Origin of the sequence: Planococcus plakortidis (assembly GCF_001687605.2) — a bacterium.
GTDB classification, from domain to species: Bacteria; Bacillota; Bacilli; order Bacillales_A; family Planococcaceae; genus Planococcus; species Planococcus plakortidis.
In genome coordinates, this window is the sequence record NZ_CP016539.2 from 2,185,898 (window position 1) to 2,201,356 (window position 15,459).

Annotated in this window: 16 protein-coding genes and 1 pseudogene; 5 read left to right on the plus strand and 12 right to left on the minus strand. The window is 46.6% G+C overall.

From position 1 onward, the window contains the following. Nucleotides 1-9: 9 nt before the first annotated feature. Nucleotides 10-1,086, minus strand: coding sequence for a glycosyltransferase family 4 protein (locus tag BBI15_RS11045; protein ID WP_068869611.1), 1,077 nt, complete (start codon nt 1,084-1,086; stop codon nt 10-12). Between the two features lie 318 nt (nt 1,087-1,404). On the opposite strand from BBI15_RS11045, the gene BBI15_RS11050 reads away from it, so the two are divergent. The 3 genes from BBI15_RS11050 (at nt 1,405) to brnQ (ending at nt 3,442) form a co-directional block, all read left to right on the plus strand. Next, nucleotides 1,405-1,695 carry a hypothetical protein gene (locus BBI15_RS11050; RefSeq protein WP_068869612.1) on the plus strand — a complete coding sequence of 97 codons (291 nt, stop codon included), beginning with the start codon at nt 1,405-1,407 and terminating at the stop codon, nt 1,693-1,695. 110 nt (nt 1,696-1,805) lie between these two features. After that, nucleotides 1,806-1,997, plus strand: coding sequence for a CsbD family protein (locus BBI15_RS11055; protein ID WP_068869613.1), 192 nt, complete (start codon nt 1,806-1,808; stop codon nt 1,995-1,997). Nucleotides 1,998-2,119: 122 nt separating this feature from the next. Continuing rightward, nucleotides 2,120-3,442: a branched-chain amino acid transport system II carrier protein gene (brnQ, locus tag BBI15_RS11060; protein WP_068869614.1), complete on the plus strand. Its 1,323-nt coding sequence runs from the start codon at nt 2,120-2,122 to the stop codon at nt 3,440-3,442. Nucleotides 3,443-3,497: 55 nt separating this feature from the next. Here brnQ and BBI15_RS11065 read toward each other — a convergent pair whose 3' ends face one another. Both BBI15_RS11065 and BBI15_RS11070 read right to left on the minus strand, forming a co-directional pair. Continuing rightward, nucleotides 3,498-4,442 carry a YflT domain-containing protein gene (locus tag BBI15_RS11065; protein WP_068869615.1) on the minus strand — a complete coding sequence of 315 codons (945 nt, stop codon included), beginning with the start codon at nt 4,440-4,442 and terminating at the stop codon, nt 3,498-3,500. 160 nt (nt 4,443-4,602) lie between these two features. Further along, complete coding sequence (locus tag BBI15_RS11070; RefSeq protein ID WP_084632835.1) at nt 4,603-5,232, minus strand: general stress protein; 630 nt, start codon at nt 5,230-5,232, stop codon at nt 4,603-4,605. 364 nt (nt 5,233-5,596) lie between these two features. Between BBI15_RS11070 and BBI15_RS11075 the strand changes: the two genes are divergently transcribed. Together BBI15_RS11075 and BBI15_RS11080 are read left to right on the plus strand one after the other, a co-directional pair. Beyond that, nucleotides 5,597-6,886 (plus strand): tetratricopeptide repeat protein, encoded by a 1,290-nt coding sequence (locus BBI15_RS11075; RefSeq protein ID WP_068869617.1) that lies wholly within the window; start codon nt 5,597-5,599, stop codon nt 6,884-6,886. A gap of 13 nt (nt 6,887-6,899) precedes the next feature. Then, nucleotides 6,900-7,376, plus strand: a complete 477-nt coding sequence (locus BBI15_RS11080) for a hypothetical protein (protein WP_068869618.1) — start codon at nt 6,900-6,902, stop codon at nt 7,374-7,376. 92 nt (nt 7,377-7,468) lie between these two features. On the opposite strand, the gene BBI15_RS11085 is transcribed toward BBI15_RS11080, so the two are convergent. From BBI15_RS11085 to BBI15_RS11125, 9 genes and pseudogenes are all read right to left on the minus strand, one after another. After that, nucleotides 7,469-8,203 carry a gamma-glutamyl-gamma-aminobutyrate hydrolase family protein gene (locus tag BBI15_RS11085; RefSeq protein WP_068869619.1) on the minus strand — a complete coding sequence of 245 codons (735 nt, stop codon included), beginning with the start codon at nt 8,201-8,203 and terminating at the stop codon, nt 7,469-7,471. 84 nt (nt 8,204-8,287) lie between these two features. After that, nucleotides 8,288-8,599 carry an MGMT family protein gene (locus BBI15_RS11090; RefSeq protein WP_068869620.1) on the minus strand — a complete coding sequence of 104 codons (312 nt, stop codon included), beginning with the start codon at nt 8,597-8,599 and terminating at the stop codon, nt 8,288-8,290. Nucleotides 8,600-8,609: 10 nt separating this feature from the next. After that, nucleotides 8,610-9,095 (minus strand): hypothetical protein, encoded by a 486-nt coding sequence (locus BBI15_RS11095; protein WP_068869621.1) that lies wholly within the window; start codon nt 9,093-9,095, stop codon nt 8,610-8,612. 32 nt (nt 9,096-9,127) lie between these two features. Next, on the minus strand, nt 9,128-10,111 hold the full coding sequence (locus BBI15_RS11100) for a GNAT family N-acetyltransferase (RefSeq protein ID WP_068869622.1): 984 nt from the start codon (nt 10,109-10,111) through the stop codon (nt 9,128-9,130). A gap of 26 nt (nt 10,112-10,137) precedes the next feature. Continuing rightward, on the minus strand, nt 10,138-10,797 hold the full coding sequence (locus BBI15_RS11105) for a YveK family protein (RefSeq protein ID WP_068869623.1): 660 nt from the start codon (nt 10,795-10,797) through the stop codon (nt 10,138-10,140). A gap of 327 nt (nt 10,798-11,124) precedes the next feature. After that, nucleotides 11,125-11,424, minus strand: coding sequence for a MarR family transcriptional regulator (locus tag BBI15_RS11110; protein WP_068869624.1), 300 nt, complete (start codon nt 11,422-11,424; stop codon nt 11,125-11,127). 189 nt (nt 11,425-11,613) lie between these two features. Beyond that, complete coding sequence (locus BBI15_RS11115) at nt 11,614-12,909, minus strand: M20 family metallo-hydrolase (protein WP_068869625.1); 1,296 nt, start codon at nt 12,907-12,909, stop codon at nt 11,614-11,616. Between the two features lie 11 nt (nt 12,910-12,920). Next, the gene (locus BBI15_RS11120) at nt 12,921-14,108 is read right to left on the minus strand and encodes an amidohydrolase (RefSeq protein ID WP_068869626.1); all 1,188 of its coding nucleotides are present in this window, start codon (nt 14,106-14,108) and stop codon (nt 12,921-12,923) included. A gap of 23 nt (nt 14,109-14,131) precedes the next feature. Then, nucleotides 14,132-15,327: pseudogene (locus BBI15_RS11125) on the minus strand (hypothetical protein). Between the last annotated feature and the right edge of the window lie 132 nt (nt 15,328-15,459).

The window sequence follows — 15,459 nt, forward strand, 5'->3', positions numbered from 1 at the left end:
AGCCGCTTTTTATTTCCCTATCATTCTAACCAGATTGATCAATGGACGGTAATTCTTTCCTGCCAGCCCCACCACTTCCACGAACAATTCGATTGCCAATAGCATGACGCCGATTAGCAGGATGCCTCCCCACAAAGTCGCTTGGGAGAACAGCAAGGCCGCAAGACCGAACAATGCGGAAATGCCATAGATGATCAGGACGGTCTGGCTATGCGAGAATCCGATATTCAGCAAGCAGTGGTGCAAATGGGACTTGTCTGCTTCTGAGATGGATTTCTTTTCGCGCACACGGCGTACAATCGCGAAGAAAGTATCTGAAATCGGCACGCCAAGCATGATGATCGGAATGATCAAGGCAACGACTGTTACGTTCTTGAACCCCATCAAAGCGAGCACTGAAATCATGAAGCCGAGGAACAATGCCCCTGTATCCCCCATGAAAATCTTCGCGGGGTGGAAATTATAGAATAGGAAACCGATGGAACTTGCAGCCAGGATGGCCGCTGTGGACATGACGAACACATCGCCCATGATGAAGGCCATCGCCGTCAGCGTCAATAACGCAACCGTGGAAACCCCAGCAGCCAGCCCATCGAGCCCGTCAATCAAGTTGATGGCGTTGGTGATGCCGACGATCCAAATGATCGTCAACGGAATGCTGAAGTAGCCGAAATCCAGCACGCCGCCGAACGGCAAGTTAATGAATGAAATTTCGAGCCCGCCGCCAATGACCACGACGCCGGCCGCAGCCAATTGCCCGAGCATCTTGGCTTTCGCTGTAATTTCAAGCATGTCATCCAAGACGCCCGTTACGATAATCAAAAACGCACCGATGATGATAGCTGTTTCGATCGGGATCAGCGATGCTTCAAATGCGGCTGAAACCGGATCTTTCGGTTGAAGGAAAAGATAAGCGATCAGAAATGATCCGAATATGGCTAATCCGCCCAGGCGCGGCATGATCCTTGCATGTACTTTTCGGTAATTGGGCCGATCCACTGCCCCGATGCGAAATGCCAATCTCTTCACAAGGGGTGTCAGGAGAATCGAAGCGATGAATGCCACAACCAGTGTAAGGTATAGCATGTCCTTCCTCCTTAAAAAATCTCTCATTTTGCATACATATCCATCATCATTATAGCATGGACCGTAAAAAAGAAAAGTGATATATATTGTAAGCTTCTTTCTTTCCTTAAGTAATAGACGGCTTTCACGAAGAAAAAGTTTCCGGCTTCCCTTCCTTTTGTTGAAATAATCGCTAAGCTGATACTTTTGGCACAAGCAACATGCCTTTTCATTAATTTTCAGAATTGACAGGCACTTTTTATAGTATTATATCCATAATATGCTATAATAAACACATAGGTCACGAATATCATACTAATTTGAGCGGGAGTGCGGAATATGGACAGCAATCTTCTATTTTATGCATCCAAGAAAGAATGGTCTCCTTCCGATGAAGCAGCTGTGTTGAAAATGGAATACCCTAAACGGGCTGAGCTTGCGCGGTCGATCAATTGCGAAGGGCTTCTCGTCGACTTGTCACTCGATCAGCATCCCGAAGTCCGCAAAGGGGTCGCTGCCAATGCAGCCACTCCAATAACTACATTAAGGCGTCTGGCTGAACAGGATTTATGCATTTCAGTACAGGAAAAAGCACAAGAGACCCTTAAAGAACAAACGCTCGAATCATAGATTGATGCTTCCCTTGCTGTTTTCGGGAAGCTTTTTTCAATTGCCCGAAGGTTTATAAGACGCCAAAAAGGCTATATAAACAGTAAAGATATTCAAAAGGAGGCATTTAAATGGCTGATAAAGAAGGTTTCTCAGATAAGCTGAAAGGTGCCGTCAGCAAAGGCAAGGGCGAAGTGAAAGACCAGGTCGGCAATGCAACCGACAACCCGGACCTGCAAGCTGAAGGCAAAGCCGACAAAACCAAAGGCAAAGTTCAGGATACGGTCGGCAAGTTCAAGGAAGGCTTCAATAAAGACAAATAAACTCACACAACCCGGCGGAATTGCCGGGTTATTTTATTTCCAAATTTTAATTTTCATAACTGCGTGAATTCAGTTATAATAAGTCCTTGTGTGGCTATGTTTAATTTAAAAGGAGAACTCCTATGAATAAGAAAACGCTTACAAATTCAGAAACTTTGACCATCGGACTTATGCTTTTCGCGCTGTTCCTCGGTGCCGGAAATTTAATCTTCCCTCCTTATCTCGGCCAATTGGCAGGCGAACAATTGCTTCCTGCCATCATCGGTTTTCTGTTGACCGGCGTCGGCTTGCCGTTATTGGGCATACTAGCCATCGCAAAAGCCGGCGGGGACTTGCAATCGATTGCCGGCCGGGTCCATCCGGTCTTCGGCATCGTTTTCACGATGATTGTCTATTTGGCGATCGGCCCATTCTTCGGGATCCCCCGAACAGCCACCGTCGCGTTTGAAATCGGCACTGCGCCTTTCTTGTCTGCTGACATGGCTTCATCGTTCTGGTCCTTGTTTCTGTTTACGATGATCTTCTTCGCCATCACCGTGCTATTTGCGTTGAACCCGACCAAACTAGTCGACCGCATCGGTAAAATCCTGACACCGATCCTTATCGTTGTCATCGGCTTCCTTGCCGTCAAGAGTTTTCTGACGCCGATGGGCCCGATCGGTGCACCTGTCGGAAATTACGATACTGAAGCGTTTTTCGAAAGCTTCCTGCAAGGATATTTGACGATGGACGCGATTGCCGCGCTGGTGTTCGGGATTGTCATCATCCAGTCGATCCGCTCCAAAGGGGTGGAAGACAAGAATACGATCCTGAAAACGACCGCTTACGCCGGGTTCATCGCGGCAGCCGGTTTGTCGCTGGTTTATATATCCTTAAGCTATATCGGCGCGACCAGCGTAGAAGCAATCGGCATGCAAGAAAACGGCGGCGAAGTGATCGCGCTTGCTTCACGAGTGCTATACGGGGAAATCGGCGGCATCATCCTGGCTGCCGCCATCACATTCGCCTGTTTGACAACTTCCATCGGGCTCGTGTCAGCGACATCCCAGTTTTTCAATAAGATCTTCCCGCAATTGCCCTATGTAGTCTATGTATTCATTTTCGCAGGGTTTTCAACCCTCATTGCCAATGTGGGGCTGACCCAATTGATTGCCATTTCATTGCCGGTGTTGCTGGCTATTTATCCGCTTGCGATCGTCTTGGTGATCCTATCATTTTTCGATTATTCATTTTACCGAAAGTCGTATGTCTACATCATACCGCTTGTTTTGACAGGTATTGTGAGTGTCTTTGATGCCTTGAAGAGTTCGGGTCTCGAATTCGATGCAGTCACCCAAATTTTCTCTTATCTGCCTTTCTATGAACAAGGAATCGGCTGGCTAATCCCGGCAATCGCGGGAACACTTGCAGGCGTCATCATTGCACGCACCACCCACAAAAAATAAGGCAACACATAAAAAAGGCCGGAGAAATTTAAAATTTCTTCGGCCTTTTTTCTTATCAGAATAGACGCGGCGTCGGTGGTGTACCGGTCTTTTTCTCAACATTCTTATGGAAATCATCAACGTCTCTCGGGTTTTTCGGTGATTCGAAATCGTCACGGCGATCACTCTCCGCTAGATGCTCTTCTTCTGAATCCCGCCCGAACGGCGCTGGCCCAAGGTTGGGATCGACTCCCGGGGAAGGTTCATCTTGCCGGCGGTTCACGCCGTCCTCCCGGTTCAATTCCTTTACACCAGCCCCATCGCCGAGTTTCGGTTCATGTTCCATCCGCTTTTCCGATGGCTTTTCAGCCTCTGCCGGCTCCGCACGGTCGCTGGTCGGATGGATTTCAGCACCTTTTAGCCGGGAATCCTGTGATTTGCTGTGCATTTGTGTTTTGTTTGTCTCTTCGCGTGTCGCATCGGTCGTGTAGATGCCATCAACCCCTGTATCGTGACCGCCTTCATGCTTTTGGATGTCCTTGTCGATGAGCTTTTCATCATGATGCATCCTGCCGTCACGTTCTACATCGCGGCCAAACGGCGCAAATGCTGTATTGCGTTCCCCGGCATCCAAGTCCATCGGGTTGTTGTCGTCAGAATGGGACGAGAAGTGTTCGCTTTCCCCATTTCCGCCAGGTGCACCATCCGTATACAATAGGACAGCCCCCCGTTCGATTTCACGATCGTAATAGTCGGCCGTATCGCGATCGACGCCGAATTCGTCCAGCTTAGCGCGTGCTTTGTCTTCTCCGGTCAATAGGGTTTTCATGCGGTTACTGAAAGAATTGGCTTTGTCCGAATCCACGCCATAGCGATCATGAGCTTCATTCACTAAGTTTTTATCGTTAGCAAGCACGTGGATATCTTCATTCCGATAACCTTTGGAAATAAGTGCTTCCAGAGCACGTTCCATTTCATCCTGTGAGTAAACGATTTCAAATTGACGGTTTGTCTGTGCCATTCATAAAACCTCCTGATTTAACTTGTCTTGCTTTCTGTTTACCCGCACCTTGTCATTACTAAAACATTTCGTTTCTTCTACATGATCAATCTAGGCTTTCCGACAAACTGGACGTTTGCCATATTAAAACCCCGATCCTGAGACGATCGGGGCTAACAACTCATCTATATTTCTTATTGGTTTTGCTTTGCGCTTCGGTCTTGCTGGTCCCGCCCCTGGCTTTTTCGACTTCCGGTTTTTCCTGTGTCGTAAAGGAAACATGCCGTTCGTCCTTTACCAATGTCGGATCCTGGAGGAAAGTCTCCCCCCGGGCAAAACGGTCTTCCTGTTCATCATAATTATTGTCGACGGATTGGATGAACTGCTGGCGTTCCGCATCAGTCGGTTCGTGCTCCGGTGCCCCCTCCGATTGTTTCAGGGCATCGATTATCCCTTTCCGTTCATTTTCTACATATAATAAAATACCGCCTTTAGCCACATCCTCCGTGTAACGTTTCGATTCTGCATCGGATAAGCCGAGCGAATCGATGGTCTCTTTGACTGCACTTTTCCCAGTCACGAAACTTTTCATCTTATCCACGAACGATCCTGCCTGTTCGACTTCCAGTTGACGGCCATCGAGTTGCTCTGGCTCTTCAGCCACTGCATGTATTTCGTCGGCAGAATACCCTTGTTCATTATATTGGCGCAACTTTCGGTCAAGATCCTCCTGCGAATATACAATTCCTAACACTTTTTTATTTGACGAGTTCATCATCATACCCCCATTTGAGTGAATTGGCTGTTCCATTATTCTTCCTTACCCGTCCTTGTACTTTATCTAAACTTTCATGAAATTATTCCGATAGAACAATAGGACTAGTAGTAAGTCCAAATGCTGTAATGATTTGGTTATATTTTTGGTCATTAGGCACTTTTTACCTTTTTTCTCAAAACAAGAGTTATGGAAATAAAAATGCAGTTTATTTTGAAAATTGATGCTATCATAGATTTAATATATGTAATTAAAGTAAAATGTGGATGTGGAGGCGGTAATTATCGTACTTAACAATCTCTCGGATATACGCTGGCCAGGGCCGCCTGGCCAAGCGGAGGAAAACTCTCCTACATGGATGATTGAAGTACTGCCCATGCAAACGGAAAGGAGAGCGGACATGGACACAGGAATGCGATTGAAATATCATCGGCTGAAAAAACGTTTCAGCATGGAAGAAACTGCATCAGGCATTTTCTCTTCAAAAGAACTGAAAAAAATTGAAGCAGGCCTGAAAGAACCCGGCCTGAAAGAATTGGAAGCATTGTGCAAAAAACTTGAAATCCCGCTAGCTGCCAAAGATAACCCTATCGGCAAAGTGCTGGTGAAGAACTTCAAGAATTCATTGCTTCATCCACAGAACAAAGGCAAGATCATGGAGCATTATGCAGACATCTGCAACCATCCTCTCCTGCGCGCTGACGAAGACGTGGAACTCGAATTCGATATCCAACAGATCCGCTACTTCATCATCACAGGTGATCTGGAAAGCGCAGAAAAGAAAATCAAAGAGATGGACCGATTCAAGGAGTTCATGGATCAAGAGCAGTACTACCTGTATCATAAATATAACGGAAACTATAATTACATCTTGAACGATTATGAAAATGCATTGAAAACCTATTTGATTGCTGAAAAGATTGCCCCGAAGTCTACATCAGCCGCTGAAATGGGAGATTTATACTATTCCATTGGCATTTCAAGCAATCAATGCGAAGAACATGAATTAGCTTTTAAATATTCCGAGCTGGCTTTAAAAATTTACCAGCAGGAGTTCGTTCCTAAACGAATTGTGGAATGTCATTTGAACATAGCGATAACCCATGAACACTTCGGAAATTATAAACTATCTCTTGAACACCATAAAAACGCCCTGACTATAGGCAGTAAACTGGATATTGATATCCTTAAGTTCACTACGGAATACAACGTAGGATTTTCAAATTTTATATATCAACAATACGAAGAAGCAATTGTTCATTTGGACAATGCTTTAAAGTACATCCCCAATGAATACTTAGCCGATTGTGTTTCCACATACTGTTTGCTGATTAGAAGTTATTTAGAAACTGACAACAAAGTTAAGGCTAATGAAGCTGTTAAAGCTGGGGCAGAAAAGATTAAGTCTAAAGATATTGCTTTAGATTCTCCGGCGAACTCTTCCTTTAGAAATGTTTACATGGAATTCATGGCGCTGACCTATTTACTTGAGGGAAATGAAACAGAGTTTGAAAACATCTTACTTAAGGAGTTAATAAAGACTTTTGAAGAAACAAATAGTTTTCATGATTTAGGATACTATTTTGGATATTTGGGTAAAATATATTTTAAACAGAGCCGATATAAAGAATCAGCTATCATGTTAGAAAAATCAAAGGATGCTTACAAAGCAGTCCTCAATATTAGTTAGGAGTGAGAATATAATGAAAAAGAGTATGTTTTTATTATTAGTATCTACTTTTGTAATAAGCACTTTACCAAGCGTTATTGCATCAAGCTCCATAGACGATCTTGCGGTCAAGTCTCGTATTCCTGAACCTTGGGCTGTCGAAAACCAGCTTGCGGTCAAGTCCCGCATCCCCGAGCCCTGGTCTGTTGAAGACCAGTTCGCGGTCAAGTCCCGCATCCCTGAGCCTTGGTCCGTTGAAGATCAGTTCGCGGTCAAGTCCCGCATCCCTGAGCCTTGGTCCGTTGAAGACCAGTTCGCGGTCAAGTCCCGCATCCCTGAGCCTTGGTCCGTTGAAGACCAGTTCGCGGTCAAGTCCCGCATCCCTGAGCCTTGGTCCGTCGAAGATCAGTTTGCGGTCAAGTCCCGTATTCCTGAACCTTGGTCCGTTGAAGACCAGTTCGCGGTCAAGTCTCGTATTCCTGAACCTTGGTCTGTCAATCCAAAAGCATAATTTATAGACAAGTTCTTTACCCCTCCCTCCAATACGGAGGGAGGGGTTTATTTATTCAACAAGAAAACGCCGAGGCTGCCCCGGCGTTTTTCTTATTGATTCTGTTTTTTATCTTTCAAGCATTCTTTGACGAAATACGCGAAGATATTGCATGAAGCTTCATCGCCTTGAAGCGCGAACTCTTCCGGATGCCATTGGATGCCCATCGCAAATTGGTGGTTCGGGCTTTGCAAGGCTTCTACCAGCCCATCTGCCGCTCGCGCAGCTACTTCCAGGCCTTGCGCTACATCTTTAACACCTTGGTGATGGAAAGAATTCACATGGAACTCTTTTTCTTTCATGATTTCATAAAGCAAGCTATCTTCTTCCAATTTAACGGAATGCGTGCGGTGTGTCCGCATAGCCATTTGCTTGTGCTGATAAAGCGTTCCTTCGTATTGTGATTCCAGATCCTGATAGACGGTTCCACCGAACGCCACGTTGAACATTTGCATGCCGCGGCACATGCCGATAAACGGTTTATCCAGTTTCAGGAAATTCAAGATAAGTTCTTCTTCATATTTATCACTTCCTGGATAGACGGCACCTAAACGGATGTGGGGTTCTTCTCCATAAATATTCGGGTTGATGTCCCCTCCTCCAGTCACGATCAATCCATCCAACCGCTCGCAAAGAAGCGGAATATCTTCCTCATCCACAATCGGGACTATTAAAGGCAATCCTCCCGCCTGTAAGATGGCTTTTGCGTAAACAGGATCCAAAGAGTACATTTGGTCCTCTTCCACACGAGCCGTAATGCCGATAACCGGTTTGTTTTCTGTAGCCACTTTAATTCCCCATTTCTGCAACGAAAATTTGTCAATGCAGGTTTATACCCTTTTTATAAGCATTGATAAACTTACATATTTTGCTTATGGATCCGGAAAATATTGATAGCGGCTTAAAGATACTTTCCCTTCTTCCTCAAAACGAAGACCTTCTTCTTCCAATAGCAGCCTTTGCGTGAATCGCCCTTCACCGTCTTTAATGGCGATCTCACCTTTTGCATTGACGATCCTATGCCATGGAATATCCTGTTTTTCGCTCATGCTGTGAAGAATCCTTGCGACTTGACGGGCTGAACGAGGGTTTCCGGCCGTCCGGGCTACTTGCCCGTAAGACATCACTTTGCCTTCCGGTATGCTTTTCATGATTTCGATCACTTTCTTCGTAAATGGCTGCATCGCTTGAATATTACCCCTTTTTCCCACTGGCTGAATTCTTTGCAACTTCCTCAAGCAACTCGCCTGCCTCATAACGATGAAGCAGTTCTTCGACAAATTCAAACAGCGGCAGGTTGGAGGCCTCTACGGCTAATCCTCCGCTTTCGGCCTGCACTTGCCGGTAGTAAGCGCCCATTTTCCCCACTTGTTCCTTGAACCCATCCAAACTGGCTTCACCGCTATGCTTCAACGGTTCTTGAAGAATTTTCTTCTCCCCTTCATTTACATAAAGAAAATGCAGTTTGTCAAGTTCCCGTACTTTCTCATCGAATAGCCGCTGGTTATCATCGTACCTGTAAAAATTGCGCCAGTATTCGAAAATGGTTTTTGCCACGCCAAGGCGCATCGCCCCCTCAACAGCATCCAATCCCTCCACCACACATAATTCATGCATGATTTTTCGCAGCGATTTCTTGTACTCCCGTTCAACTACCCCTTTATATTGCGTATATCTCATTAGTATACCTCCCTGTATTTGCTGGATACGGTTCAAATATTGCGGTAGCGCCGGATAATGTCTTCGTCGTCCAACGAAATGAATCGATCGTATATTTTTTGCTCGTGAATGCATTTCCCGATAAAGAACGTGGAGGGTGGCATATTGGCAATCGCCCGCTTCGCATCACCCAGTTCACTGTCCAGGCTTCCGCCCAAATGAAATTCTTCATAATAATTATCTAAACCCCATTCAGCCACTTTAGCCAACAATTCACGGTCCGCCTGATGCTTTTTGCCCTCCGGTAAATTGCCTTCCAAATGAAAGTGAATGGCCTTGCCCATCGCCAGCACATAACAGGCGGAGACCAGTTTTTCTTCGATATAGGCACCGAACAAATGGAGGTTTGGCCCTAGCGCGCTGACCAATGCTTCGAAATAGTCATTGGTGAAAAAATAATAGCTATCAGCTTCTTCCCGCCGCCGGGCATTCGAGTAATACAGGACCAAAAATTCGAACATATGGCGGACGGTGCCTAGTTTACGGATATCCACTTCAGGTGAAGCCGTTTTTTCTTTCACGAAGGAATTTGTCCATTTTTTCAGGTCCACTGAATAAGTATCGTATAAGGGCAATAACTGCAAATAATCCTTGAAAAATTCGGCATTTTCCCTGGAAGGGTGAAAGCGGATGAATTCGGCGATAATCTGTTCATCTTTGCAAAATCCGATGAATTCCTCCCTGAAGTTCGCTACGAGCGAGGCACTGTCAGAACGTATTTTCAATATTGGGCCACCATAGCCGAATGGCGTCGCGATATCAAAATACTGAGGCATCCCCTCATTCACTTTTCTCTTGATGAAAGGATAGGCCACTTCCCCGTCCGCACAATGAAAATAAAAGAGGTAAGCTTCCCCAGGATCCAATTTAAGGGCACTCAGAAAGTACTGGGTCGTGTAGTAAATATCCTGTATGTCTAAGGCATCAAGTATCTCTTGCCATTTGATATGCTCTTGGATGGAAACCAGCTTGTACATACTCTCACCCCTGCCTTAACTCACGCTTATTTGAAGATGGTTTGTAAATGAGCGTTCTTTCTTCTGCCGAATTGGGCGTGTCGTCTCACAAAAGCCACTAGTTCAACCACAAGGCTTAACAAAACGCCTGCCATCAAGCCCGCAATTGCCGAAAATGACAGCAGCAGACTCAAGCTGTGGTTCTCCTCAAGCTCACTGCCGGATGTACCCGCTTTCAAGATGACGCTCACATTGTCCACCTTCAACAAGTGCTTCACTTCTTCTTGCAAGCTGAACGCTATGGCATTCGCTATCGAAGCTGCTTCGTTCTCATTGCTTGCTGAGACAACGATATTCAGGACCCGGGAATTTTCAGGCCGCTCAATGGCTATGAGATCATGAAGCTCGGCCACGGAGTATATACTTCCCGTATGTTCTAATGCTTGCGATAGTACAGCGGGGCTTTTCGCCAAGACTTGATAAGCTTCCAAGGTTTGATAGTCGGATCCCGCAAAAGCTTCCCCGTGGACGGTCTCGGATGTCAGCGGTTCGACAAATACTTGGCTGGTCGCCGTGTATTCGGGCTCGTAAATGAAGACCGAAACAAGCCACACGGCAAAGACGGTTGATACTGTAGTCCCGGCTACCAGCATGAAATGCCTGCTGATGCAGGATAACAGCCGGTGCCCGATTAATTGTTTCCCCATTTCCCATCCTCCTTGCTGGAATATTATCGAACTTCTTATCTAAAAATTCAGATTATTCTAGTACCTTTATATCACACTTTCTTGGTTCGTTCTACACTTTTTAGAGAATTTACATAAAAAATAAGAATAAGTATAAGTAAAAAGACCAGTTGTAAAGTTATGTTTGTTTTTTAAAAACCAACAGTAGTCCAATAGACCCTATTTCGCAAGATTCATCTCTTCATGATCCATGGTCATATATGCCTTGCTAATGGAATTTATACATAAGAAAAAGACTGCCGGATTATCCGCCAGTCTTAGCTACTCCCCTTCATCGGCCTTGTTGAATTATTCCTGCCATAAACCGATGATGCCGTTTCTTCTATAAATTATCTCCTCTTCCTCGAGCCGTTTCAAAACCTTGGTCAAGGTTTGGTGAGAAATATTCAGATCGTGAGTGATTTCTTTGATCGTCTTAAAAAGCACGCCTTCTGATGAAGCATTTCTTATGAAATATTCCATGAACCTTTCAGCGATTTCTGCTGTTCGAGCAGTTTCCGATGAAAAATAATGGCGGCACTCTTTCAAGATTTTTTCTTCAGAAAATGGGCGCGCACTATGGGAAGCATTATTCTCAACTGCTTTCACATTCATCACCTCCGAGTAAGTTATTGATTTCATTTCTTATATTTTTATATACCCGTTTTACCGTTAAATATACACTCTATATCAATTTAACCTGATAATTCCATAACGATGTTCTATACATCTATATTTTTCCAAAACAGCTAATATAAAAAGGCCGAGGATGCACCTCTGCCTTCTACGTGGAAATGTCTATGATTTTGCCATTCTTGATTCGATAAATGCTTTCAAGGCATGGACTCCCTGAACGCAATCCGATAATGACGACCATTCTTTCGGATTATGGCTGATGCCTTCTTTGCTGCGGACAAACAGCATCGCGACCGGAATATGGCGCCCCACAATCATGGCATCATGGCCTGCCCCGCTCGGTATCCGTAGCGGTTCGATGCCTTGCCGTTCCAAGATCCCTGCCAGTTCCTGCTGCAGTTCCCCTGCAATCGGAACAGGGGTGATGCTGGTGTTTTGCTGGAGCGAAACAGTGACCCCATGTTTATCAGCAACTTCTTCCGCCAAGCCGCGAATGCGCTCGACAAGCAGATCTCTCGGTTCTTTATGGATATCGCGTGCATCGACATGAAGCACAACCTGCTCAGGGATGACATTGATGCCATTCGGTGATACGTCCAGCTTCCCGACAGTTGCTACAGCCGTCTCGCTGATTGCCGGCGGAAGCCCAGGCAGGCGGCTGACGAATTCACCGGCCGCGACCAAACTATCCGTCCGGCCGATCATCGGGGTATTGCCCGCATGGCCTGCCTGCCCTGAAAAACGCACTTCCATCCAGGCTGGCCCGGCAATTCCACTGACGATGCCGACCGGCTGGTTTTCCTGTTCGAGCTTCTTGCCTTGCTCAATATGCACTTCAACAAACAACTCCAGCTCAGCGAGATCCCTCAGCGATTTGCGGAAGGCATCCAGGGAACTGCCATAGGACTCAAGGACCTGTTCCAATCCTTCCCCGTTATAATCCTTCAATTGCTTTATCTCATCTTCGGTAATATCCCCGGTCATCGCACGGCTGCCCGTCAGTCCGCTATTGAACCTTGAGCCTTCCTCGTCGCTGAAGATGACCACTTCGTATGGTTTTTCAGGCACAAAGCCGGTTTCTTTCCAGGCTTCGGCCACTTCGAGCGCTGACAGTACACCAAGCGGCCCATCGAAATTCCCGCCATTCGGCACGCTGTCGACATGGGATCCCGATGCGATGGCCGGGCCACCCGACCTGCCCGGTAAAGTGCCGAAAACATTTCCGGCGCCGTCTTCCCTTACTTTAAGGCCAGCCTCTTCCATCCAGGATTTGACCAATTGCTTGGCTTGTTTTTCCTCATTCGACAATCCGGGCCGTTTGATTCCGCCCGGTTCTGTGTATCCGATTTCCGACAAAGCATGCAAGCGTTTCGCGATGCGGTCACCACTGACTCCCGAACGGTCTAGTTGATTATCATATCCTTTGATCAAATCTTCGTATAATGTACTATTTCCCATAAGCCCCTCCATTAATTCGACTGTTTTTCATTCAAATATGCATAAGCGTATTGCGCATATAATTCCGCGCCGGTTGAAAGCGCGTCTTCATCGATATTGAACCTGCCGTGATGATGGGCCCATTCCGTATCTTTCTCCGGATTCCCCGCTCCGACCAATGCAAAACAACCTGGGGCTTCATCCAAAAAGAATGAGAAATCTTCTCCGCCCATTGTCGGCTCTTCGGCGTAAAGAACATCTTTACCGAATGCTTCCGCTGTAACCGCCTGTGCCAATTTTGAACTTTCCGCTTCATTGATGACCGCCTGCGTGCCGCGGATGTATTCCAGCTCAGCCGTTCCCCCGTATAGCTCAGCCGTATTTCTGGCATATACTTCGAGCTGCTTTTCAATATGATTGCGCACTTCCGGATCGAAACAACGAACCGTGCCTTCAATAAGCGCATTTTCTGCGATGACGTTAAAGCGTGTGCCGACCGTCATTTTCCCTACGGTGACGACTGCAGGATGCTTTGGATCGATCGTTCTCGAGACGATCGACTGTGCATTCATGACAAATGCAGAAGCCATGACCGATGCATCGATGCATGCTTGCGGCATGGCGCCATGACCGCCGCGCCCCGTGAAGCGGATGTTGAAAATATCGGCAGATGCGAATGAGGGGCCGGCAGTACAGGATACTTTCCCGGTCGGGCTCTGCGACCAGATATGCATGCCAAAAACGTTATCGACGCCTTCCATCGCGCCTTGCTTGACCATCTCACGTGCGCCGGTTGCCACTTCTTCCGCCGGTTGGAACAGGAACCGGACCGTTCCCGCGAGCTGTTCTTTGACCGATACGAGCGCTTTTGCGGCAATCAAGAGCATCGCTGTATGGGCATCATGCCCGCAAGCATGCATTTTCCCTTGCTCTTTGGAACGGTACGGCAGATCCGCATTCAGTTCCTCTACGGACAAAGCGTCCATATCCGCACGCAACGCTACGGTCTTTCCAGGCTTGCCGCCAACTAACTCTCCAATGACACCGGTCGGTTCAGTCTTGCGGCATTGGATGCCCAGTTCAGTCAAATAGTCAAAGACGTATTGTGTCGTTCGCTGCTCTTCCCAGGACAATTCCGGTTCACTATGCAATTTTCTCCGGATTTCAATTAATTCACCGGCGTAATTTGCTATTTCTTTTTTGATCGCTTCAAGAATCACTGCAAAACCCTCCTAGATGTTGTTTACAGGAACCCGACAAAGATTCCTGCCAAGATGACCGAGACGATGGTGACCGTAATGAATCCGGCAACGAGCATCGGTGGCAGCATGCGGCTCGTCAGCATCTCGCGTTCTTTTTCATCCTGAGTCAACGCGTTGATCACTTCAACCGTAATGATGTAATCCGCCGGGAATCCGTAAAGTGCCGTCAACGAACAAGCAAACGCCATTTCTTTGCTGACTTTGAGGATCTTCCCGATGATGAACGAGAAGATATACATGCCGGCCAGGCCGATAATGATTGAACCGATCAATGGATAGAGGATCTCGAGCATCATTTGTGGCGTCGCCGTTTTCAAGCCGTCGAAGATGAACAGCAGCAAAGCCATAATCGCAAAGCCAAAGCCGTTCGCTTTCTGCAGCGGATGGCGCTCCAAAAATCCGATCGAACGCGCCAATACCCCGAACAATAGGCACAATACATAAGGGCTGATCTCCACAATCGGCGCAGCCAACGTGGAAGCCAGGTAAGCAGCGTAGCCGACTAACGCAAGACGGAAGAATTTGAAGAAATCGGTATTGTATTTCTCAGGCAGCGCAGCAAATAGTTTCGGCTTTTCATCCTGGACTTTTTCTTCAGCTGTCCCTACTGCCAAAGGCGTATAATCCGGCAATTCGTTATTGCGGTATTTCTGCAGTAAATTGCGGCCTTCCCGTTTCAACATGACGGAAGTGAGTGGATAGCCCGCAAAGCCCTGGATCACATAAATGACGATGGCGAATACGGCGAGCGTTGGCAGCCCCGCTGCAGTCGCCCCTTCCGACATGATCAATGCAGAGACCAACCCTCCTACAAGCGGCGGGATCGCGACGATGACCGTCTGGAAATCGAACAGCAAGGTCCCGATCGCAAGTAGGAATACGACGATCCCCAAAATCCCGGACAAGGCGATCAAAATCGTGCGCCATTGCTTCTTCAATTCGTCAAGTGATAATAAGGTCCCCATATTGGTGATCAGCAAATAGATCAACAATGTCGCGACGACCGGCGGGATCCCCCGATGGTCACGATATCTTCCGGGAAGAATGTCCAATACCCGATCAGGAACAAGACCCCACTGACAAAAATCGATGGAATCCAGGCTTTGGTACGGATGGAGATCAGTTCTCCGATAAACAGGATGAAAGCCATAATGGCCAAGGCTAACATTTGGGGCATTGATATTCATTCCTCTCCTAGCTTCAAAACATTATGCAATCGTAAGTTTTTTCAGAAGCTTCATAGTTTTAAGCAATAGTAGCACAGAATTTCGAGTACGGAAATAAAATTTATAGACTATTTCGAAATAAT